Source organism: Vreelandella halophila (assembly GCF_009856365.1).
GTDB lineage: Bacteria > Pseudomonadota > Gammaproteobacteria > Pseudomonadales > Oleiphilaceae > Halospina > Halospina utahensis_B.
On sequence record NZ_WMEX01000004.1, the window covers coordinates 246,548 to 267,899 of the forward strand.

Genomic DNA, 21,352 nt, shown 5'->3' on the forward strand with positions numbered 1-21,352 from the left:
CGGAACCACCATGACAGACGACGACACCAAGCGCCCCTGGTACCGCGAGCCCTGGCCGTGGGTCCTTATCGCGATCCCTGGGATCACCATCCTCTGGAGCATCTTTCTGATTCTGTTTTCCATGGAGCAGCATGTCTCGATGGTAGAGGATGACTATTACGATGAGGGCATGGGTATCAACCGCGAGCTTTCGCGGGATATCAAGGCCGCCAATCTGGACCTGACGGGCAAAGTCAGCTTCACCGACGGTGAGCGCCTTAACATATTGCTTGAGTCCCCGGAGCAGCGGAACTGGGAACGGCTCCAGGTGGAACTGACTCATGCCACCCTGGGCGACCGCGATCAGACCACCATCGCCCAGCGTGTCGGGGAAGGCCGCTACCGTGCCCGTGTGCAGCCCCTCAGCGACGGGCGCTGGTACATTGATATCCGCAACACCGGTAATGACTGGCGCCTCAGGGGGCCGCTTGTAACGCCTCTGGAACAGCCACTTACCCTGAAACCCATCCGGGAGGCGCGTCAGCAATGACGGCGGCTGCCGGCGCCTGCTTCCACTGCCGGGAACCCCTGCCGGAAACACCCCCCGTCACCGGCGACATCGCCGGCCGGACCGAGGCGTTCTGCTGTGAGGGCTGTCTCGCGGTCTCGCGCATCATCCGCAACGAGGGGCTCGACCGCTTCTACCAGCAGATTGACGGCCCCATCACCACGCCGGACCCGGTTGACGACCGTGTCCGTGCCGAGTGCCTGCACTACAACGACCGTCAGCTCCTCGACGAGGTTGTCCATGCCCGGGATGATGGGCTCCACGAGACCTGGCTGATGATCGACGGTCTCAGCTGTGCCGCCTGCATCTGGCTGATCGAGCATCACCTGGCCGGTTTTGAGGGGCTTGAGTCCATCCGCATCAATCACAGCACCCAACGCGCCCATCTGGTCTGGCACCCTCAGGTCACCGGGTTGGGCAACCTCCTGCTGGGGATCCGCGAACTGGGGTTCCAGGCATCTCCTTTCCGCCCCGGCGAATGGGAGGAGCGGATACGCAACCAGCAGAAACAGGCCATGATCCGGATCGGAATCGCGGGCATTGCAGCACTTCAGACCATGATGCTGGCCTACCCGCTCCAGTTCGGGCTCAGCACGGAATCCGACCCGGCCATGGTCCAGCTGTTCCGCTGGGCCAGTTTCGTCATCGCCACACCTGTGGTGCTCTACAGCGCCGTTCCCTTTTTCCAGGCAGCAGTCCGGGACCTCCGGCACCGTCATCCGGGCATGGATGTGCCCGTGTCCATCGCGATCCTTGCCGGCTACCTGGCGAGCGTCCATGTGACCCTCTTTGGCGGCGAACATGTCTATTTCGAATCCATCTCGATGTTCACCTTCTTCCTCGGCCTGGGGCGATTTCTCGAGGGCCGCGCCCGCTACCGGGCGGGCCTGGAAAACCTGTCGCTGATCAATGCCATGCCCGGCACGGCACTGCGCATCGATGGGGACACCGAGACCGTGGTGCGTGCCCGTGACCTGAACCCCGGTGACCGTATCCGCATACGCCCTGGGGATACCCTGGCCGCGGATGGCCATGTGGCCTGTGGCCAATCCGCACTGGATGAATCCATGCTGACCGGTGAATCGCTGCCGGTCTCCCGGGGACCGGGCGAGCCAGTCTCGGCGGGCACGGTGAACACCGAGCACCCCCTGGAGGTGATCGTGGACCAGGCCGGGGACAACACCCGGCTTTCCGCCATCACCCGGCTTCTGGACCGGGCCCAGGCCGAGAAACCCCGGACCCAGCAGATCGCGGACCGCGTTGCCGGTATTTTTGTCACCGCGGTGCTGGCGGCTGCCACTGCCACCTTTCTGGTCTGGTGGCTTCTGGACCCCCCACGGGCCTTTCCGATCACCCTGGCGGTTCTGGTTGCCACCTGCCCCTGCGCCCTGTCGCTGGCCACCCCGACGGCGCTGACCGTGGCAACCAACCGGCTGCGCAGGGCCGGCTTCGTTCCCACGAGAGGTTCGACCCTGGAGACGCTCAATACAGTGGACACCCTGGTGTTCGACAAGACCGGCACCCTTACCCGGGGCCAGCTCAGTATTGCCTCTGTCACCCCGTCGTCCGGCATTTCCGAGGCGCACTGCCGGGCGCTGGCAGCCGGACTGGAACGCGGCTCCGAGCATCCCATCGCACGGGCCTTCCGGGACGAACCGGCAGCAGTCATCAGCGAGCGGGAAAACCATCCCGGCGGCGGCGTCACCGGCTTCAACGAGGGTCTCAGGCTGGCCCTGGGCCGGGCGGATTTCGTCGCCGCTGAACTCAACCTGCCCTCTGCGCCGGAAACCGATGACGATGCCGCCCTGGCTGTTCACCTGGCGAGCGAGACCGGCTGGCTGGGGCGGATCACCCTGGATGATACGCTGCGCGAGGACGCGCAGCCGGTGCTGGCGACCCTGCGTGCCCGGGGCTGGCACTGTGTGCTCCTCAGTGGCGATCATTCCGGCCAGGTGGCAAGGGTCGCCGGAGCACTCGGCATCGACCGGTATGAAGGGCGTCTGTCACCGGAGGCCAAACTGGAGCGCATCCGTGCCCTCGAGGCGGAGGGCAACCGGGTCATGATGGTGGGTGACGGACTCAACGACCTGCCCGGTCTGGCGGGAGCCCGCCTGTCCGTGGCCATGGCCGGCAGCAGTGATATCGCCCGCCTGCAGGCGGATGCCGTGGTTCTGGGTGAGCGGCTGTGGCCGCTGATGGAAGCGCTCAAGGTCGCTCCCATGGCACGCCGGGTCATCCGCCAGAACCTGACCCTGTCGCTGTTGTACAATGCGGCGATCCTGCCTCTGGCAATGGTGGGTCTGGTGATCCCATGGATCGCGGCCGCGGGCATGTCCGCCAGCTCGGTGGCTGTGGTGATGAATGCGCTGCGTCTGGGAGGAATGAAGCCCGATGGCAATACTCTACATACTGATTCCGCTGTCACTGATCCTGCTGGCGATCGCCGTCCGGGTACTCATCTGGGCAGTGCGCAACGACCAGTTCGATGATCTGGAAGGGCCTGCTCACCAGATCCTTTTCGATGACGACGAGGACCGGATTCCCCCGGAAGCCCGGCAGCATACCGAACAGACCAGTCGCCAGCGTGAAGGGAGCGATCCGGAATGACTGATGCCCTCATCACCACCCTGGGTTCAGCGTTCCTCATCGGGTTCCTGGGCAGCACCCACTGCCTGGGCATGTGCGGCGGCATCGCCAGCTCACTCAGCCTGGCCCTGCCTGTTGGCCCGGGTTACCGGCGCCGTCAGCTGTCACTGCTGGCGGGATACAATCTCGGGCGGATCCTGAGTTACAGCCTGATCGGGCTGATCGCGGGCCTCCCGGGCGCGCTCCTGACCGAAGGCGTCCCCGGCGCCGGCATGGTCCTGCGCACCCTTGCCGGTGTTGTGCTGATCCTGCTGGGCCTGGCCGTGGGTCAGTGGTGGCAGGGCATCATGAGCCTGGAACGCATCGGCGCGCCCCTGTGGCAGCGGCTCTCTCCCCTGACCCAGCGTTTCATGCCCGTTGACCGCCTGAGCCGTGCCCTGCCGCTCGGGCTGCTCTGGGGCTGGCTGCCCTGTGGCCTGGTCTACAGCACCCTTGCCTGGGCCCTGACCCAGGGGGATGCGGTTCTCTCCGGTCTGCTGATGTTCAGCTTCGGGCTCGGCACGGTGCCGGCAATGGTGGCCACCGGCCTGCTGGCAAGCCGCATTACCCGACTGCGCCAGTCCACGGCCTTCCGCCGGGTTACGGGCCTGGCCCTGATCGTTTTCGGTCTCTGGACCATCCCCTGGATCCAGCATCTGATTCTTTCCCATTAAGGCGGGGTTTGACCGATATCAACAGGTCCAGCCGCAGGCTGCGTTAGGCTGTGTGCAGCACAGAACCTGCCGTCGGAGGACACCATGGCTTCGGAACGCATCAACCTCCTCTGGGACCCGGATCTGATCGCACGCTACGATCTGTCAGGCCCCCGTTACACGTCCTACCCGACGGCGCTGGCCTTCAGCGAAGACTTCAACGGCGAGGCCTACGAGCGGACCCTTGAACGAAGCCGTGCCTCGGGCGCGCCGCTCTCACTCTATCTGCACATCCCGTTCTGCGCGCACCTGTGCTACTACTGCGCCTGCAACAAGATCGTGACCCGCAAACGGGACCGGGCTGCTCCCTATCTGGAACGGCTGCACCAGGAGATCGCCATGCGCTCCCGGCAGTTCGGCGGGCAGGAACGACCGGCGACCCAGCTCCACTGGGGCGGCGGCACGCCCACTTTCATCAGCCACGATGAAATGCGCGAACTGATGAGCGTGCTGCGCCAGCACTTCCAGCTGGCGGACGACGACAGCGGCGACCACTCCATTGAGATTGACCCCCGCGAGTGCGGCCCTGAAACCCTGGAAGTCCTGCGCTCCATCGGTTTCAACCGCATCAGCCTGGGTGTTCAGGACTTCAACCCGACCGTCCAGAAAGCGGTGAACCGGATCCAGCCCCGGGAGATGGTGGCCAACCGCATTGTCACAGCCCGGGATCTCGGTTTCCGGTCCATCAACATGGATCTCATCTACGGGCTGCCCCACCAGACCCGGGAGACATTCCATGAAACCCTGGACCAGGTGCTGGAGCTGTCGCCGGATCGGCTGTCGGTGTTCAACTACGCCCACCTGCCCGACCGGTTCATGCCCCAGCAGCGCATCCGCGAGGAGGATCTGCCCTCCCCGGAGGAAAAACTCCGCATCCTTGAGGACACCATCAACCGGCTGCTTGAGGCCGGCTACGTCTACATCGGCATGGACCATTTCGCCAAACCGGATGACACACTGGCCATCGCCCAGCGCAACGGGGAACTGCACCGGAATTTCCAGGGCTATACCACCCACGGGGAATGCGACCTGATCGGCATGGGGGTCTCCGCCATCAGCCAGGCCGCCGACAGCTACTTCCAGAACCATCATGACGAAGGCGCCTGGAACCTGCAGCTGGATTTCAACCGCACACCCCTGAAAAAGGGCTATGAGCTCAGTGACGACGACCGCATGCGCCGCGCCGTGATCATGGAGCTGATCTGTCACTTCTCGCTGGACAAACAGGCCTTCGCCGCCGCGTGGGGGGAGGCCTTTGATCAGGTGTTTGCCGATACCCTGCCGGCACGCCAGACCATGGTGGAAGACGGCCTGATTGAAGAGGATGCGCAGCGGTTGACGGTGCGCACACCCGGCCGCCTTCTGATCCGGGCCATCTGCCAGCTGTTCGATGCCGGCGCCCAGCAGGCGCAGACCGGGCGCTACTCACGGATCATCTGAGCTGGCGCTCAGATATTGAGCACCTGGACCTGGCCGTATTCGGTTCCGGGCTCCGCGCGCTGGGGCTCAGCAACCTGTTCCTGCGCCTCGCCCCTGCCGGAGAAGTCAAACAGCTGCGGATCCGCCAGATGGGAAGGCGCCACGTTCTGCAGGGCCCGGAACATGTTCTCGATCCGCCCCGGGAAACGATGGTCCCAGTCGTTGAGCATGTCCTTGACCATCTCCCGCTGCAGATTCTCCTGAGAACCACAGAGGTTGCAGGGGATGATGGGGTACTCCCTCAGTTCGGCGAAGCGGGCAATGTCCTTCTCACGGCAATAGGCCAGCGGCCGGATCACGGTATTGCGCCCATCATCGCTGAACAGCTTGGGCGGCATCGCCTTGAGCGTGCCCCCGTGGAACATGTTGAGCATCATGGTCTCAAGGATGTCATCCCGGTGATGGCCCAGTGCGATCTTGGTGCAGCCCTGCTCTTCCGCGAAATTGTAGAGAATCCCCCGGCGCAGGCGTGAGCACAGACCGCAGGCCGTTTTCCCCTCGGGAATCTTCTCCTTCACGATGCTGTAGGTGTCCTTCTCCAGAACCTGGAACGGCACTTCAAGCTGCGCCATGTAATCCGGCAGCACATGCTCGGGAAAACCCGGCTGCTTCTGATCCAGGTTCACCGCCATAAGCTCGAAGTTCACCGGCGCCCGATGACGCAGGACCATCAGCATGTCCAGCATGGTGTAGGAATCCTTGCCACCACTGAGACAGACCAGGATGCGGTCGCCTTCCTCAATCATGTCGAAATCCGCGATGGCACGCCCGGTCTCGCGCTGCAGCTTCTTCTGCAGGCGTTTGCTTTCGTCGCGCGGATCGGTGGAGGTCTTGTCCAGCATTGATTGGCCCCGGTCAGACTGTGTGGCTGCGGATTATACCGGAGAGTCACGGGCTGCCACCAACCGGGATTTGCATTGCCCGCTCTGGCAACGCATAGTCTGGACATGATGGATTCCACCGCCTCACTGAACCGGACCGGCGAAACCAGCGACAGCGCCCTGGAAGCGCTGGTCGGGCGCATCATGGACGCCTGCGAGGCATTGCTGCGCACCCACCCGGAAGGCATGAGCGAACTGGTGATGCTGCGCACCCTCCAGGGAGAGCCCTGGTATCTTTTCGGGACCATCGACTTCAGCAGCCCGGCGGCCCTCTACCCGGTGCACTTTCTCCTGTTTCACAGCCTCTACCGGCAGCGCGAACGACTGGCTGCCGAGAGCGGGGAAACCATCGACATCAACGCGCTGAATATCCGCATTCGCCAGACGTACAACGCCGGGCAGCAGGAGGCGGGGCAGCACGATGCGCTGCACGCCTTCTACCGGGACCTGTCCAACCATGACCTGGGCGAGAGTACCATCAACCGCATGCTGGATGACTTCTGGCAGGGCATCACGCGCCCGGCGGATGATGAGCTCACCCAGGCCTGCCAAACCCTGGCGATCGACACGCCACCTCCGGATCTGGCGACCGCACGGCAGGCGTTCCGGCGCCTTGCCATGCAGCATCACCCGGATCGGGGGGGCTCCAACGAGCAGCTCCAGGCCCTTAACCGGGCCATGGCCACCCTACGACATCACTTCAGAGGACACCCATGAGTCGAGTGACCCCCCTGACCCGTATTGCCGTCACTACAGCCCTGGGCCTGAGCATGGCCTCCGGTGCCCATGCCGGCGTTGCCACTCTGGCCTATCACCATGTCTCCACGGAGACACCTCCCTCCACCACGACCTCTCCATCACTGTTCCGGGACCAGCTGGCACTGATCGAGGAGCTCGGCGTGGAGCCGCTGTCACTCACCCCTGAGCGCATCCAGAAGACCCTGGACGGCGCGGATGCGGAGAACCAGCATGTCGCCCTGACCTTTGATGATGCCTACGAGAGCGTCTACACCGAAGCATGGCCGCTTCTCAGGGAAAAAGGTATTCCGCTGACGGTCTTCGTACTCAGCGGCTCTGTCGGCAACAACGGTTACATGAGCTGGGACCAGCTTAAGGATATGGCCGAGCACGAGCTGGTGACCATCGGCAACCACAGCCTGGATCACGGCACCATGCTCCAGCGCCCGGATGAGAGCGCGGAAGAACACGCCAAACGCATTGCTCGGGAACTGGACCGGGGTGCTGATCGCATCGAGGAGAAAATCGGCGTGGAAACCGAGCTCTATGCCCACCCCTACGGTGAGTTCTCCCAGCCGGTCCTGCAGGCACTGGAGGAGCGCGGCTGGTATGGATTCGCGCAGCATTCCGGGGTTATCGGTGAGCACTCCCATCCCGGTGCCATGCCGCGCTTTGCCGTGGCGGATGCCTACGGCGGCATCGATGCCCTCAGGAACAAGTTGAAGGCGCGCAACTTCCCGGTTACCAGAGCCAATCTTCCGGCCCCGGTGATCGGCGACCAGAACCCGCCCCTGCTGGACATGACGGTCCCCGAGGGCTGGGATAGCGGCCGATTGAACTGCTTTGCCTCTGGCGAGGGCAAGATGGAACTCGACGCGGAGACCCTTGCCAACGGCGTGCGCATCCAGACCCGAGCCCAGAACCCCATTGAAGCCCGTCGTTCACGCTACAACTGCACCTACCCGGCGGGTGATGGCCGTTTCTACTGGCTCTCCCAGCCCTGGTTCAATCCGGAGGCACCGGAGGGCTGAGGTCAGTCGACAAGCCGCAGTGACAGGCTGCCCACGGGCTCGTGGGTCAGCCTGCGGCGCTTGCCTTGCTCGCCGACCCTGGTGCCGGACTCAAGGTCTTCCGGGCGGGTAAAGACAACCAGCCAGCGCTCACCGGAATCCGGCTTCAGCGCCAGCCTTGCCTCCATATGCCCATAGCGTCGCCAGGTTTCGGGACTGTATTCCATCACGATGTCGGTCACCATCCGGACAGGACGGAAGCCACCGTCAAGAAAAACGGCATTCGGCAGAAAGAAGCCGCCGTCGCGGATGAAACTGCGGACGCGCAGGAGTGATTGTTCAGGATCCTGTGGCAGGCGTACCAGAGCGAAACGGCTGTCGCCCGTGGCAAAACGGTACACATCGGCCTCTTCGCCGAGATCGACGGGCAGGGTCCGCTCGGGCTCCAGCTTCTGGTAGTCCAGGCGCGGCAGCGCCCCGCAGCACTGCTGCGCAAAAGCATCCAGCCGGGTCTCCGACCCCTCGCCCACCCCCAGAATGGCGGCAGCTTCGGAATCCCGACGGAACCCTGGGGCGGCTGCCGCGCCCGAGGTGGTCACCCGGGCCTCGGAAGCCCGAACCGGCTCCGGCTCGCGCATCACCTGCCCCAGGGCCTCTTCCCCGTAAAGGTAGGGCGTATTGTGAATGCGTCCCTGGGCATCCCGCCAGCTGTAGAAAAGCTCCTCGGATTCCCGGCTGCTGTTTTTATCCCCGGCATCCGGATACTGTTCCAGATTGAATTCCGGATGGGAGGATTCCGCAGCCCGCGTCACCCCCGTTTCACCGGAGCCCTTCTTACCGGTGGTCTCGCCAGAGGTCTCAGAGGCGTTGCTGGCGGCCGGTGTGTATCGGACCTGCCCCCGCTCATCCACCCATGCGCGCATGCCCCCTGCAGCCCCATCCCCAGCACCACTGGCACAGCCGGCGGTCACCAGCACCACCAGAACCAGCAGCGCCGGCCTCAGCCGGTCAGAAACGGCTGCGGATGGTGAGGTTGGCAAAGGTGATGGTGGTTTCGGTTTTGACATCCAGGCCTGCGTAGGGGTTGTACACAATGTTGGTGATGTTCGTGCAATTGATATTGCAGCTCGAGTCCGCCGGGATGTTCTGGGTACTTTTCATCTGGCTCAGACTCATATCGATCTGGGTGTGCTTCGACCACCTGTACCCAAGCCCGACGCCATACATTGTGCCATCCCCGATGGGCGAGAAAAGACTTTCCGCCCCTTTGGGGATGACGGTGCTCCGGTTCTGGGCCCCCGCCCTCAGATCAAGACGGTCGTTCACGTGCAGTGTCGCACCATAGCCAAGGTTCCACACATCCGTGAACTCACGGCCAATCTTCAGACTGGTGGGTGTTGCCTTTTCCGGTGACAGGATGCGGGCCGCATTCAGGAACTCCAGCTCACGGTCAAACTTGAGCTCCAGATACTTCTGGGAAGACAGATCCACATAGTCCATATCCGCATTCAGGGTGAGGAACGGCAGCACCCGCATGCTGACGCCGGTGGAGAAATGCTGCGGGTAGCTCTCCTTGATGGAGACATGGCCCTCCTCCTTCGGAACGCCGGAAGGCAGGCTCAGGATCGCGGCGCCTATGGCGCCGAGCACAGAACTGTTCACACTCTGCCAGAACGCGGCCCAGTCCTCAGTGTAGTCGATCTGGAAATCGCCCTTGAGGTTCATATCATCGCCGGAACTGTACTGGGCGCCCCAGGTGAACCAGTCAGTGGGCTCCCAGAGCACCCCCACCTTGTAGCTGGTGGAGAGGCTCTCCTCGGCCCGGAAGTTGACATTGCCGATGTCCTGGAAGGGGCCGATCTTGCCGCCACACAGGGCCAACCAGGGCGCCAGGGGTTCCTGGGCCTCCTCGTCACAGCCAAAGGCATCCTGAAGCGTGGCCCCCACGCCCACCAGCATGTTCGGGGCCCGGGTCAGCTGGTTCACCTCGATCCCCTGGTGCGAGAAATGGATACCGGCGCCCACGGTCCACTCATCATTGATCTCATAGGAAACCGTTGGTGAAAGGTAGGTGATCCGCTGAATGGCGGCCTGGGTCGGCTGATACCGGCCCGGATCATCCTCCTCACGGGAGAAGCCACCGGAGTTCTCGATGAACGCGGCATTGCCGAACGTCAGCTTCGAGCCCGGGGGCTGGACACTGAACCCGGCATTGAACGGCGCAGCGGGTGCAGCGCTTTCCATCAGCCCGATGCCCGGTATGTAGTTGGCGCCGACGTCGGTACTGCTCTTGCTGTTGGCTACCGGATCATTCTCCGCGCATTCGATGCCGAAGACATCACAGCCCTCTTCCGGCACCGTGAACGTCGCATCGAACTGCGTCATCGGCATGGCACCGCCAAGTTCCCACTGGCGCCCCTCAAGACGACTCAGTCCGGCTGGATTACGGCGGATGGCCATGATCCCGGGCGGATCCGCGGTAACCGCGTTGCCGAGCGCGGCGGCCTTCGGATGCACCAGCAGCTGATGGCTGAACTGGGCCTGCGCCCCCAGGGACACGGCCGCCAGTGCCAGTGCGCCGAATACACGTGTGCCGACGCCATTCGCTCGCATTACTTCCTGCTCCTTATCGCCCTTGATCCACGCATCAGGATGATTCAGACAGCCCGGAAATATTGATGGGCATGGAGAAGCCGATGGTGAAATCCGGTGCTCCCCTCGTCATACCAAAACCAACACTGGTATTGACGATGGTCTGATCACTGATCCGCGTGCCCAGTGACATATTGATGATGCCCGCCATCTGGGAACTGGCCGTTGCCTCGGTGCCATCGCTGAAGCTCAGGACGGTCTCATCGTTGTAGGTAAGCTGGACCGACAGGCTCAGCGATATGTCGTAGGACAGCGAATAGGAGAAGCCACCGGAGCCGGAAAGCGTGAAGCCGGGCTCAAGCTCCTGCAGAAGCCGGGCACCGCGCACCTGTTTGAGATCCTTCACTTTGTGGTTGTAACGGAGACTGCCGGAGCCGAACAGAACCACCGGATCCAGCACCTTGGAAACACTGGCGCCCCCGCCGATCGAGTAATAGCCACTGCCGGTGGACAGCTGACGATTGACGTCGATCTCGTAGGGACTCACGCCGGTCTTGGAGCTCAGCGTCCCGAAAAGCGTGGTGGACATGGTGCCCGGGATATGGGGGTTGGGTTGCCAGCGCGCGGTAAAGGAGATATCCCCCACGTCGTTGACGTTCAGATCCTCCTGGGTATCAAACTTGGTGGTCAGGGGAATCCGCGTGCCCAGCGTCAGGTTGTCGTAGAACCCGTAGTCGTAGGAGAAGGCGTTGGTGAAGTTGTGGGTGGCTTCCGGCGTCACATCCAGATTCCGGACCTGGCTGTTGATGACCTCCAGGTCCAGGTTCTGTGTTCCGGAATAGGAGTAGTTAAAGGAGTAGTTCAGTGACTGACGCCCAGCCTGCAGCAGCGAGTAGTTCTTTTCCGCCGCCTGGAAGACTTCTTCCAGCTGTTCGGTGGAATCCTCATCCCCTTCCTGCTGGGCGAGCGCCTCCCGGGCCTCATCCACAGTGGCACCATCGTCTTCCTGCTGCTGGGCCGCGGCGGGCACCGCCAGTGCGCAGAGCAGCACGAGAACGGCCAGAAGCCAAAGCACAGAGCGCGTCATAGCGGGTTCCCTGTATCCAGTTCGATGCATAAAACCACCAATCACCTGTCGTCCGTGAACTTCATCGATCACGGAAATAGAGCTGTTTGCGCGTGTTCTCAACGCTGCCGTCCGGGTTGTTCTTGAGCCGCTCGAGTTCATTCTGGATGTCCCACATGAGCGCTTCGTGGAATACCGGGAACTCCTGGCGTGCCTGCAGCGTCAATGTCTGGTCATCCACAAAGCGCATATCCTCTTCCTTAAGGGCCAGATTGTTCAGGGGCGGTTCCTCGCCCGGGAAAACGATGAAAAGAACGTTCTCCGCCCATTTCTCCTGGAATTCATGCAGCGTGAATGACAGATTCCCGGCGGCCGGATCCGCGACAAAAACACGCCCTTCGCGGATGTCACGCACCACCACGAAATGCTCGAAACCGGCATGGTTGATGGGGACGATGGCCGGATGGTCGAGCTCGGCCAGGTCCGAAATCTCAGCCCGGAAACCGCCGGAGGGGAAGCCAAGCTCAGTGACCAGGCGCTTCATGTCCAGAAGCGAAAAGGCACGACGCTCAACAATGCGCTCACTCTCCCCGTACTGGAGCAGCCCTTCCATGACCTGACGCTCATTGAGGTTCTGGCCCACGTAATGGCGCAGAATCGTTGTGAGCGAGGCCGCGCCGCAGCTGTAGTCATACTGCTGGCGCACCACGTTGCGGAATTTCTGGGCCCTGAGCGGTTCCACCTGATAGCGGTGTAGAAGGGAATCCGGACTCTCGTTGTAATGCTGCTCATAGATGAAGGTCCCCCTTGGATGGGGCTCCACCTCGACGACTTCCTGCGTCATGGAGAAAGTCAGCAGTGATCCGGCCAGAACGAAGAGCATGAACGCCTGTCCCTTATAAACCCGACGGAAGACGGTGTCGGAAGGGACCATAGCGAATTTAGGTGAGGCTGAAAGATAACTGGTCCTCAATTCTCGGTCTCTTAAACCGTTGGAATTCGGACCATTCCCGGGCGGGAATCAATTTTGTGACACAGGTGGAAAGGCGATGGAACCGGGTTTGACGACCCGGCTCCATAGGGGGGAGTCAGTTGCGGTTGATGTCCGCTTCAGCTCTGAGGGACTCAATGTAGGCCTGATAGGCCATCTGGCCATGGCGCCGCCCCAGAGAGGCTCCAAGGTTCGAGGCCATCATGCTGACCGTGGCGGAATCCGGCGGATTGACTGCATCAAGACGGATCAGGGCGACAGCATTGGGCAGATCCACAATACGGGTGCTGGCACCGCCGTTCTGTGGCGCCGGCATCTCAAAGGCGGCATCCCGGACCACGGCCTGCGCCTGCAGGGAACGCCGGTTGACGCCCTCAAAGGACTCCCATTCCGTACCGGTTCCCATATCCGGTTCAGGCAGCCCGGCATCCGCCGACATGTCCGCGGCCATGCCTTCCAGGGATTCCCTCAGCGCCTCGCGAGCCTTTTTCTGGCGCACAAGCTCCGTGACCTCTTCGCGTACCTGGTCAAAGGACTTCTGTTCGCGCGGATAGTACTCGCGCACCCGCGCCACCACGGAGACGCCATCACCGGTTTCCACCACCTCAGTGTTGAAACCTTCCTTGCGCACCTCCTCTGTGAACAGCTGCTCGCGCAGTCCTTCATGGTCGAAGGGAGCCCTGGCCTGATCGGGCCGTACCCCATCACGGGTCTGGATGGAGGCATCAATGAGCTCAGCGGGTGCCTGGAGGTCATACTCGGAATAGGCCATGTCCGCCAGCTCCTCGCTCAGCTCCACATAGCGGCGCTCTGCCCTCTCCCGGGCGATGGTCTCGCGCAGGGACGCCTCCATGCTCTCAAAGCTCGGAGGCTCCTCTGAGCGCACATCCAGCAGCTTGATGAAATGCTGACCGAAGGAGGTACTGACGGGCCCAACCACCTTACCGGTCTCCTCAATACTGAAGAGGGCCTCGGAGAAGGATTCGTCAAAGTCATCCCGTGAAGAGAAGCCGAGCTTGCCACCCTCATCCGCGGTGGCTCCGTCATCGGAGTATTCCGCTGCCAGCTCGGCAAAGGAGCGGCCCTGCTTCAGACCTTCCTGCACCGCCTCGACAGCGGCTTCGGCATCTTCCCGGTCCTCACGGATCAGGATATGGGCCGCATTGCGCTGTTCATCAGCCTGCATGGACTCAACACGCTCACGGTAGCGGTCCCGGACTACTTCCTCTTCGATCTCGGAGGGATCCACCAGCTCGGAACGGTCCAGTGTGATCCAGGACGCATCAACGGATTCGCTCTGGACAAAGCGCTCCTGGTTGTCCTCGTAGAAGCTCCTGAGTTCCTCGTCAGACACTTCCATGGACTCCGCGCGCTCGCCAACCGGAATCTGAAGGACAGAAAAATCCCGGGTCTGGGTCAGCAGCGAGGCCACCCGTTCCGTTTCGGAGGGCGCACTGAAGGCGCTGCCCTGGATCACAGCCTGGATGACACGGCTCAGATGATCCTGCTCCAGCATGGTCCGGAACTGGTCCACCGTCATACCCTGGTTGCGGACCGCCTGTATGAAGCGCTCCTGGCTGAACTCACCGTTGACCCGGAACTGCTCGGCACCGGTGATCATGCGGTCCAGATCGGATTCCGAAACCTGGAGCCCGCGGGAGCGGATGTCCTGACCAATCAGCTTGTCCCGGATGAGTGAATCCATGACCTCTTCATTGAGTGCGTCCATGTCGATCCGGGATGAGTCCGGGTTTTCCATTTCCTGCAGCCGCTGCTGCCGCCGGATCTGGACCGCACGTTCGAATTCCCGCTCGGTGATGGGCTCACCGTTGACCGTGGCGATCTCGTTCTCGCCGCTGCCGCCCACGATGGAGTCCAGCCCCCAGATGGACAGGGACAGGATCAGGACCACGATGATGGTCTTGGCGATCGTTCCCTGGGCGTTCTCCCGGATGTTCTGAAGCATTCCGCGTTCCCCTGTGTGCCCGCACTTCCACGGGTGACCTGTGTTTAACGTAAAAGGGCGCATCCCTTACGGCATGCGCCCAAAGTCTGGCGGAGCGGACGGGACTCGAACCCGCGACCTCCGGCGTGACAGGCCGGCATTCTAACCAGCTGAACTACCGCTCCGTCGAAACAGAATGGCGGGATCCGCCGTTACTGGACGGCGTCCTTCAGGGCTTTGCCGGCCTTGAAGCTGGGTACCTTGGAAGCGGCGATCTTGATCTCCTCACCGGTCTGCGGGTTGCGGCCGGTGCGTGCTGCCCGCTCCTTGACGGAGAAGGTCCCGAAGCCTACCAGCGTGACCGGATCACCCTGCTTGAGGGATCCGGTGATGGAATCAACCATCGCGTCCAGTGCACGACCTGCTGCGGCCTTGGAAATATCGGCAGAATCTGCGATAGCGTCGATCAGTTCGGACTTATTCACACTAAACCCCTTTTTCTATCTGGTTCCATGTTGGACGTTGTGTTTCTTTTTCGGCGCCAATGACTATGGCACACGCCATCGGAGAATTCCATGGCCGCAGGCCGGGACATCCCTCACCCTGCGAGCCCTGACAGGGTGGCCCATGGCTCCGCTGAGAGGCGAAATACGTTATACCAACGGCCTTTAAACAGTGTCAATGACTCCACCTTTCAGTGGGTATTCACCCGTTCGTTACCGTCGGCATCCTCATCACGGCTGCCCGGATGGGCGGGAGCATCCGCGGGCAGCGGTTCCGGCTGCCGGGTCAGCGCGATATCGAGCACCTGGTCGATCCATTCCACCGGACGGATTTCGAGAGATTCCTTGATGTTGTCCGGAATTTCCTTCAGATCGCGCACGTTCTCTTCCGGAATCACCACTGTCTTGATGCCGCCCCGGTGTGCCGCAAGCAGCTTCTCCTTGAGACCACCGATCATCAGAACGCGGCCACGGAGCGTGATCTCGCCGGTCATCGCCACGTCCGCGCGCACCGGAATGCGGGTGAGTGCGGAAATCAGCGCGGTGCACATGCCAATGCCCGCGCTGGGACCATCCTTGGGGGTCGCACCTTCCGGCACATGGATGTGCAGGTCCTGCTTATCCTGGAAATCCGAGGACAGCCCCAGCCCTGGGGCACGGCTCCGGACCACTGTCAGGGCCGCCTGTATGGATTCCTGCATGACGTCGCCCAGTGAGCCGGTCTTGACCACCTTGCCCTTGCCGGGCGTCACAGCGCACTCCAGAGTCAGCAGTTCGCCACCCACCTGGGTCCACGCCAGGCCCGTGACCTGCCCGATCTGGTTCTCTTCCTCAGCCAGACCGTACTTGTGGCGCCGGACGCCGGCATAGTGCTCCAGTGTCTCGGGGGTCACCTCCACGGCATGACGCTCGCCGGCTTCCACGTGCTCACGCACCACCTTGCGGCAGATCTTGGCGACTTCGCGTTCGAGGTTCCGCACACCCGCCTCACGGGTGTAATACCGGATGATGGCCTGCAGTGTCTCCTCGGGCAGGCTCAGCTCTTCTTCCTTCAGCCCGTTCGCCTTGAGCTGCTTCGGCAGCAGGTAGCGGCGGGCGATATTGACCTTCTCATCCTCGGTATAGCCGGGAATACGGATGATCTCCATCCGGTCCAGCAGGGCATCCGGGATGTTCATGGAGTTCGACGTGCATACGAACATCGTATCCGACAGATCGTATTCGAGCTCCAGGTAGTGGTCACTGAACGTGTGGTTCTGTTCCGGGTCCAGGACTTCCAGCAGTGCCGAGGACGGATCACCACGATGGTCCATGCCCATCTTGTCCACCTCGTCCAGCAGGAAGAGCGGGTTCTTCACGCCCACCTTGGACAGACGCTGGATGATCTTGCCGGGCAGCGCCCCGATGTAGGTGCGGCGGTGACCACGGATCTCGGCCTCATCGCGCACACCACCCAGCGCCATCCGGGTGTACTTGCGATTGGTCGCGCGCGCGATGGACTGCCCCAGTGACGTCTTGCCCACACCGGGCGGGCCCACGAGGCACAGTACCGGCCCTTTCACCTTGCGGACACGGCTCTGCACCGCGAGGTACTCAAGAATGCGCTCCTTGACCTCATCCAGACCATAGTGGTCTTCATCCAGAATGCGACGCGCACGGTCGATATCGTGGCGCACACGGCTGCGCTTTTTCCACGGAATGGCCAGCATCCAGTCAATGAAGCCCCTGACGACGGTCGCTTCCGCGGACATGGGCGACATCATCTTGAGCTTGTTGAGCTCCTGCTCGGCTTTCTCCCGGGCCTCCTTGGGCATGCCGGAAGACTCGATCTTCTGCTCGAGCTCCTCAAAATCCTGGCCGCTGCCGTCGCCGAGCTGCCCCATCTCCTTCTGGATGGCTTTCATCTGCTCATTCAGGTAGTACTCACGCTGGCTGCGCTCCATCTGCTTCTTGACGCGGCCACGGATGCGCTTTTCCACCTCGATCAGGTCAATCTCGCTGTCGAGCTTGCCCAGCAGCTGCTCAATACGATGGCGCAGGTCCAGGGTTTCAAGCAGTTCCTGCTTCTCAGCCACCTTGAGTTCCAGGTGGGAAGCCATGGTATCCGCCAGGCGGTCCAGCTCCTCGATGCCCTGCAGGGAGTTGCTGACCTCGTTGGGCACCTTCTTGGACATGCGCGCGAATTTCTCGAACTCCTCCATCAGGGTCCGGACGAACACCTCTTCCTCACGCGCCTCAACTCCGGTCTCCGGAAGCTGGCGGCAGCTGGTGGTCACATACTGGTCGTCGCCACCCAACTCGTCCACGGATGCCCGTGCATGCCCCTCAACCAGGACCTTGACGGTCCCGTCGGGCAGCCTGAGCATCTGCAGCACCGTGGCGATGGTGCCTATGCCATAGAGGTCATTACGGCCGGGATCATCCGTCTCCGCATCCCTCTGGGCGACGAGCAGGATCTGCTTGTCGTTCTCCATGGCGGCTTCAAGGGCATTGATGGACTTCTCCCGCCCGACGAAGAGCGGAACCACCATGTGCGGAAACACCACCACATCACGCAGGGGCAACATGGGGAGTTCAAAAGGGGTATGGCCCTGGGGCTGCTCTGTCATGATCTGACCTCTGAACTGGGGAAGTGGGCGACGCCGGGATCCTGAGAGTGGGCACAGTCCCGTTTCGCTGACTCTCTAGAGAATGGGGGTTAAGAGGGGCGGCTTCAACCCGCCTGCCAGCCGGAAACTGACAGACGGGCTGAAAACAGGGATACCGGAATCAGTCCTCCGGAACCGCGCGGGCGGTTTCATTGTTGGCGTAGATCTTGATCGGGTCGGATTCCCCGTTGACCACACCTTCATCAATCACAACCTTGCACACATCCGGCTCGGAGGGGATCTCATACATGGTATCCAGAAGGATGCCTTCCATGATGGAGCGCAGCCCCCGGGCACCGGTGTTGCGTTCCATGGCCTTGCGGGCCACTGCACGCAGTGCGTCCTCGCGGAAATCCAGCTCCACGTCCTCGATCTCGAACAGCTGCTGATACTGCTTGGTCAGCGCGTTCTTGGGCTGGGTCAGGATCTCGATCAGGGCATCCTCGTCCAGCTCCGTGAGGGTCGCCACAACGGGCAGACGGCCCACGAACTCGGGAATCAGGCCGTAGCTCACCAGATCCTGCGTCTCAATGTGCTTCAGGATCTCGGATGTGCTCTTGCTATCAGACTGACCGACCACCTGGGCCGCAAAACCGATACTGGTCTTCTCGGAGCGCTCCCGGATCACCTTGTCCAGCCCCGAGAAGGCACCGCCACAGATGAACAGCATGCCCGCGGTATCCACCTGCAGGAATTCCTGCTGCGGATGCTTGCGGCCACCCTGGGGCGGCACGGATGCGACCGTGCCCTCAATCAGCTTGAGCAGGGCCTGCTGCACACCCTCACCCGAGACGTCACGGGTAATGGAGGGGTTGTCCGACTTGCGCGAGACCTTGTCGATCTCGTCAATGTAGACAATGCCGCGCTGGGCCTTGTCCACATCGTAGTCGCACTTCTGCAGCAGCTTCTGGATGATGTTCTCAACGTCCTCACCCACATAGCCAGCCTCGGTCAGCGTGGTGGCGTCCGCAATGGTGAACGGAACGTTGAGCATGCGTGCCAGCGTCTCCGCCAGCAGCGTCTTGCCGCTGCCCGTGGGGCCGATCAGCAGGATGTTGCTCTTGCCGAGCTCCACTTCCGGGCGCTTCTCACCGAAACGCAGACGCTTGTAGTGGTTATACACGGCCACGGACAGCACCACCTTGGCACGGTCCTGGCCGATCACGTACTCGTCCAGCGTTTCCTTGATCTCGTGGGGAGAGGGCAGACGGTCGCTCGGCTCTTCCTCGGTGGTCTCCTGGATTTCCTCGCGGATGATGTCGTTGCAAAGATCCACGCATTCATCGCAGATGAACACCGACGGGCCCGCGATCAGCTTGCGGACCTCATGCTGGCTCTTGCCGCAGAAGGAACAGTACAGCAGCTTGCCGTTATCGTCGCCCCTGCCGCTACCTTTCTCTGCCATTGGATTACCTCTGTTCTGGTTCCGGCCGCCTTGCATTGACCGTGTGCCACGGTCGAGCGACAGAAATCGGGATTGATACCAGTATTAGGTATTCCCCGAGCGTTTATCAAGTACGGCATCAACGAGGCCATACTCCGCTGACTCCGCAGCGTCCATGAAGTTGTCCCGGTCCGTGTCCTGGGCGATCTGTTCATAGCTCTGGCCGGTGTGCTCCGCCAGGATGCTGTTCAGCCGCTCCTTGGTCTTCAGGATCTCGCGGGTGTGGATCTCAATGTCCGAGGCCTGACCCTGGAAACCGCCCAGCGGCTGGTGGATCATGACCTTCGAATTGGGCAGACAATAGCGCTTGCCCTGCGCGCCCGCTGCCAACAGCAGAGCACCCATGGACGCCGCCTGGCCCACGCAGAGCGTGGAGACATCGGACTTGATGAACTGCATGGTGTCATAGATCGCCATGCCGGCAGTCACTGCCCCACCCGGCGAGTTGATGTAGAAATGGATGTCCTTGTCCGGATTCTCGGACTCCAGGAACAGCAGCTGCGCAACAATCAGGTTGGCCGTATGGTCATCCACTGGCCCCACCAGAAAGATCACGCGCTCCTTGAGCAGCCGGGAGAAGATGTCAAAGGACCGTTCACCCCGGGCGGTCTGCTCGATCACCATCGGGATCAGACCGGAATTGGTGACGTCGCTCGCGCCGTCGGATATCTGCTGTGTCATGGGTATTGTCGTCTCCCGGTTGTTGCCTGTATGGCGGGTTTCAGAACCCCAATTGTAGACGAGCTGGCCGGGTTTTCACCCCCGGAGGCTCACGCACCCTGCTGGGGCGGCTTCACAGCATCCTCATACTTGTATTTCTTCTGCTTGACCTTGGCATTTTCAAGGACGTGGTCCACAACCTGATCCTCAAGCACCGAGGATTCAATCTGCTGCTTTTCTTCCTGGTTGTTGTTGTAGTACTCGACCACTTCATCCGGATCCTGATAGGTGGAGGCGATCTCGCGGATCTTCTCATCAACCCGCTCGCTGTCCACCTCAAGATTCGCGTCCTGCACCAGCTGCTGGAACAGCAGACCGGTCTTGATGCGGCGTTGGGCCTGATCCTGGAACAGCTCGGAAGGCAGCTGTGACGGATCCATCTGGCCACCGAACTGCTGCACCGCCTCCTGCTTCATGCGCTCGATCTCCTGATCGACCATGCCCTGGGGCACTTCCAGCTCTGTAACCTCGAGGAGGCCGTCAATGACCTGCTGCTTGATGCGGTTCTGGATGCCGTTCTTGAGCTCGCGCTCCATGTTCTTGCGCACTTCCTCGCGGAACTCCTCCTCGGTCTCGGCTTCAACGCCGAACTGCTCGAAGAATTCCTTATCGAGGGTGGGCAGCTGCGGTTCCTCAACCTTCTTGACCGTCACCTGGAACTGGGCCTGCTTACCCGCCAGTTCCTCGTTCTGGTAATCTTCCGGGAAGGTCACATCAAGGGTATGCTCCTCACCGGTCTTGGCGCCTACCAGCTGATCCTCGAAACCGGCGATCATCTGGCCGTCTCCAAGAGTCAGCTGCTGGTCCTCGCCGCTGCCGCCCTCGAATTCCTCACCGTCGATGGTGCCGGTGAAGTCGATGGTCATGACGTCCTTCTTCTTGGCCTTGCGCTTGACCTCTTTGTAGGTCGCCTGCTGGCGGCGCAGGTTGTCGATCATCTTGTTGATGTCCTTGTCCTGTACTTCGGACCAGGGCTTCTCAACACTGATCTGGCTCAGGTCGCCCACCTGGATCTCGGGCATGACCTCGAAAACGGCAACAAATTCAAAGTCCTTGCCTTCCTCCACGGTCTGGGGCTCAAACCGCGGCTGGCTCGCCGGCTGTACGTCCTGCTCCTGGATCGCCTCCATCCAGGCATTACGCATCACTTCGCCGAGAACTTCCTGGCGTACGCCCTGGCCAAAGCGCTTGCGCACGACCTTCATGGGAACCTTGCCCGGACGGAAACCGTTGAGACGAACCTGTTTCGCGGCTTCGCGCAGGCGTTCATCGACCTGCTGCTCAACTTCCTCCGCGGGCACGCCAATCGTCATGCGACGCTCGATGTTGGACGTCGATTCAAGGGAGACTTGCATGGAATATCCTCAGTTATTGCCGTTCCGATTCAATGTAAAGCCGGGGATCATAGAAATGTGAACGCGACTTGGCAAGGCCGCGGCTTTCGGGGCGC

Annotated in this window: 18 protein-coding genes and 1 tRNA gene; 7 read left to right on the forward strand and 12 right to left on the reverse strand. The window is 61.8% G+C overall.

Annotated elements, in window-relative coordinates; genetic code table 11:
• The first annotated feature begins 10 nt into the window (after positions 1-10).
• The 5 genes from GLW01_RS08820 (at position 11) to hemN (ending at position 5,325) form a co-directional block, all read left to right on the forward strand.
• On the forward strand, positions 11-529 hold the full coding sequence (locus GLW01_RS08820; RefSeq protein ID WP_160898825.1) for a FixH family protein: 519 nt from the start codon (positions 11-13) through the stop codon (positions 527-529).
• A complete protein-coding gene (locus tag GLW01_RS08825) occupies positions 526-3,036 on the forward strand; it encodes a heavy metal translocating P-type ATPase (protein ID WP_160898826.1) in 2,511 nt (836 codons plus the stop codon). Before GLW01_RS08820 ends, GLW01_RS08825 begins: the two co-directional genes overlap by 4 nt.
• Positions 2,939-3,154: a cbb3-type cytochrome oxidase assembly protein CcoS gene (gene ccoS / locus GLW01_RS08830; protein WP_151439423.1), complete on the forward strand. Its 216-nt coding sequence runs from the start codon at positions 2,939-2,941 to the stop codon at positions 3,152-3,154. The genes GLW01_RS08825 and ccoS overlap by 98 nt, the downstream gene beginning before the upstream one ends.
• Positions 3,151-3,846, forward strand: a complete 696-nt coding sequence (locus GLW01_RS08835; protein ID WP_095616999.1) for a sulfite exporter TauE/SafE family protein — start codon at positions 3,151-3,153, stop codon at positions 3,844-3,846. Before ccoS ends, GLW01_RS08835 begins: the two co-directional genes overlap by 4 nt.
• 84 nt (positions 3,847-3,930) lie before the next feature.
• Entirely contained in the window at positions 3,931-5,325 is a 1,395-nt protein-coding gene (hemN, locus tag GLW01_RS08840; protein WP_151439422.1) for an oxygen-independent coproporphyrinogen III oxidase, read from the forward strand.
• Positions 5,326-5,333: 8 nt separating this feature from the next.
• Here hemN and ttcA read toward each other — a convergent pair whose 3' ends face one another.
• Entirely contained in the window at positions 5,334-6,206 is an 873-nt protein-coding gene (gene ttcA, locus GLW01_RS08845; RefSeq protein ID WP_151439421.1) for a tRNA 2-thiocytidine(32) synthetase TtcA, read from the reverse strand.
• 105 nt (positions 6,207-6,311) lie between these two features.
• Between ttcA and GLW01_RS08850 the strand changes: the two genes are divergently transcribed.
• Both GLW01_RS08850 and GLW01_RS08855 read left to right on the forward strand, forming a co-directional pair.
• Entirely contained in the window at positions 6,312-6,962 is a 651-nt protein-coding gene (locus tag GLW01_RS08850) for a DNA-J related domain-containing protein (RefSeq protein WP_151439420.1), read from the forward strand.
• The gene (locus GLW01_RS08855) at positions 6,959-8,014 is read left to right on the forward strand and encodes a polysaccharide deacetylase family protein (protein WP_160898827.1); all 1,056 of its coding nucleotides are present in this window, start codon (positions 6,959-6,961) and stop codon (positions 8,012-8,014) included. The genes GLW01_RS08850 and GLW01_RS08855 overlap by 4 nt, the downstream gene beginning before the upstream one ends.
• 2 nt (positions 8,015-8,016) lie before the next feature.
• On the opposite strand, the gene GLW01_RS08860 is transcribed toward GLW01_RS08855, so the two are convergent.
• From GLW01_RS08860 to tig, 11 genes are all read right to left on the reverse strand, one after another.
• Positions 8,017-9,060: a MalM family protein gene (locus GLW01_RS08860; RefSeq protein ID WP_237416536.1), complete on the reverse strand. Its 1,044-nt coding sequence runs from the start codon at positions 9,058-9,060 to the stop codon at positions 8,017-8,019.
• Positions 9,002-10,606 (reverse strand): OmpP1/FadL family transporter, encoded by a 1,605-nt coding sequence (locus tag GLW01_RS08865; protein ID WP_151439417.1) that lies wholly within the window; start codon positions 10,604-10,606, stop codon positions 9,002-9,004. The genes GLW01_RS08860 and GLW01_RS08865 overlap by 59 nt, the downstream gene beginning before the upstream one ends.
• A gap of 34 nt (positions 10,607-10,640) precedes the next feature.
• Entirely contained in the window at positions 10,641-11,672 is a 1,032-nt protein-coding gene (locus tag GLW01_RS08870; protein ID WP_237416537.1) for a transporter, read from the reverse strand.
• A gap of 61 nt (positions 11,673-11,733) precedes the next feature.
• Positions 11,734-12,534, reverse strand: a complete 801-nt coding sequence (locus tag GLW01_RS08875) for a C39 family peptidase (protein WP_151439416.1) — start codon at positions 12,532-12,534, stop codon at positions 11,734-11,736.
• A 205-nt stretch (positions 12,535-12,739) separates the two neighbouring features.
• Entirely contained in the window at positions 12,740-14,608 is a 1,869-nt protein-coding gene (locus tag GLW01_RS08880; RefSeq protein WP_160898829.1) for a SurA N-terminal domain-containing protein, read from the reverse strand.
• A gap of 87 nt (positions 14,609-14,695) precedes the next feature.
• Positions 14,696-14,772: transfer RNA gene (locus GLW01_RS08885), tRNA-Asp, on the reverse strand.
• A gap of 27 nt (positions 14,773-14,799) precedes the next feature.
• Complete coding sequence (gene hupB, locus GLW01_RS08890; protein WP_095617009.1) at positions 14,800-15,072, reverse strand: nucleoid-associated protein HU-beta; 273 nt, start codon at positions 15,070-15,072, stop codon at positions 14,800-14,802.
• Positions 15,073-15,281: 209 nt separating this feature from the next.
• Positions 15,282-17,699: an endopeptidase La gene (lon, locus tag GLW01_RS08895; RefSeq protein ID WP_151439414.1), complete on the reverse strand. Its 2,418-nt coding sequence runs from the start codon at positions 17,697-17,699 to the stop codon at positions 15,282-15,284.
• A 160-nt stretch (positions 17,700-17,859) separates the two neighbouring features.
• Entirely contained in the window at positions 17,860-19,143 is a 1,284-nt protein-coding gene (clpX, locus tag GLW01_RS08900; protein ID WP_077531515.1) for an ATP-dependent Clp protease ATP-binding subunit ClpX, read from the reverse strand.
• Between the two features lie 84 nt (positions 19,144-19,227).
• Entirely contained in the window at positions 19,228-19,863 is a 636-nt protein-coding gene (gene clpP / locus GLW01_RS08905) for an ATP-dependent Clp endopeptidase proteolytic subunit ClpP (protein WP_095617011.1), read from the reverse strand.
• Positions 19,864-19,952: 89 nt separating this feature from the next.
• Positions 19,953-21,257, reverse strand: a complete 1,305-nt coding sequence (gene tig / locus GLW01_RS08910) for a trigger factor (protein ID WP_151439413.1) — start codon at positions 21,255-21,257, stop codon at positions 19,953-19,955.
• Positions 21,258-21,352 lie beyond the last annotated feature (95 nt).

Coding starts and splice junctions, on each gene's coding strand:
- GLW01_RS08820 (WP_160898825.1), top strand. CDS start 11: ATGACAGACGACGACACCAAGCGCCCCTGGTACCGCGAGCCCTGGCCG.
- ttcA (WP_151439421.1), bottom strand. CDS start 6,206: ATGCTGGACAAGACCTCCACCGATCCGCGCGACGAAAGCAAACGCCTG.
- GLW01_RS08865 (WP_151439417.1), bottom strand. CDS start 10,606: ATGCGAGCGAATGGCGTCGGCACACGTGTATTCGGCGCACTGGCACTG.
- ccoS (WP_151439423.1), top strand. CDS start 2,939: ATGGCAATACTCTACATACTGATTCCGCTGTCACTGATCCTGCTGGCG.
- GLW01_RS08870 (WP_237416537.1), bottom strand. CDS start 11,672: ATGACGCGCTCTGTGCTTTGGCTTCTGGCCGTTCTCGTGCTGCTCTGC.
- GLW01_RS08825 (WP_160898826.1), top strand. CDS start 526: ATGACGGCGGCTGCCGGCGCCTGCTTCCACTGCCGGGAACCCCTGCCG.
- GLW01_RS08850 (WP_151439420.1), top strand. CDS start 6,312: ATGATGGATTCCACCGCCTCACTGAACCGGACCGGCGAAACCAGCGAC.
- GLW01_RS08880 (WP_160898829.1), bottom strand. CDS start 14,608: ATGCTTCAGAACATCCGGGAGAACGCCCAGGGAACGATCGCCAAGACC.
- GLW01_RS08860 (WP_237416536.1), bottom strand. CDS start 9,060: ATGTCAAAACCGAAACCACCATCACCTTTGCCAACCTCACCATCCGCA.
- hemN (WP_151439422.1), top strand. CDS start 3,931: ATGGCTTCGGAACGCATCAACCTCCTCTGGGACCCGGATCTGATCGCA.
- lon (WP_151439414.1), bottom strand. CDS start 17,699: ATGACAGAGCAGCCCCAGGGCCATACCCCTTTTGAACTCCCCATGTTG.
- GLW01_RS08855 (WP_160898827.1), top strand. CDS start 6,959: ATGAGTCGAGTGACCCCCCTGACCCGTATTGCCGTCACTACAGCCCTG.
- GLW01_RS08875 (WP_151439416.1), bottom strand. CDS start 12,534: ATGCTCTTCGTTCTGGCCGGATCACTGCTGACTTTCTCCATGACGCAG.
- tig (WP_151439413.1), bottom strand. CDS start 21,257: ATGCAAGTCTCCCTTGAATCGACGTCCAACATCGAGCGTCGCATGACG.
- GLW01_RS08835 (WP_095616999.1), top strand. CDS start 3,151: ATGACTGATGCCCTCATCACCACCCTGGGTTCAGCGTTCCTCATCGGG.
- clpX (WP_077531515.1), bottom strand. CDS start 19,143: ATGGCAGAGAAAGGTAGCGGCAGGGGCGACGATAACGGCAAGCTGCTG.
- clpP (WP_095617011.1), bottom strand. CDS start 19,863: ATGACACAGCAGATATCCGACGGCGCGAGCGACGTCACCAATTCCGGT.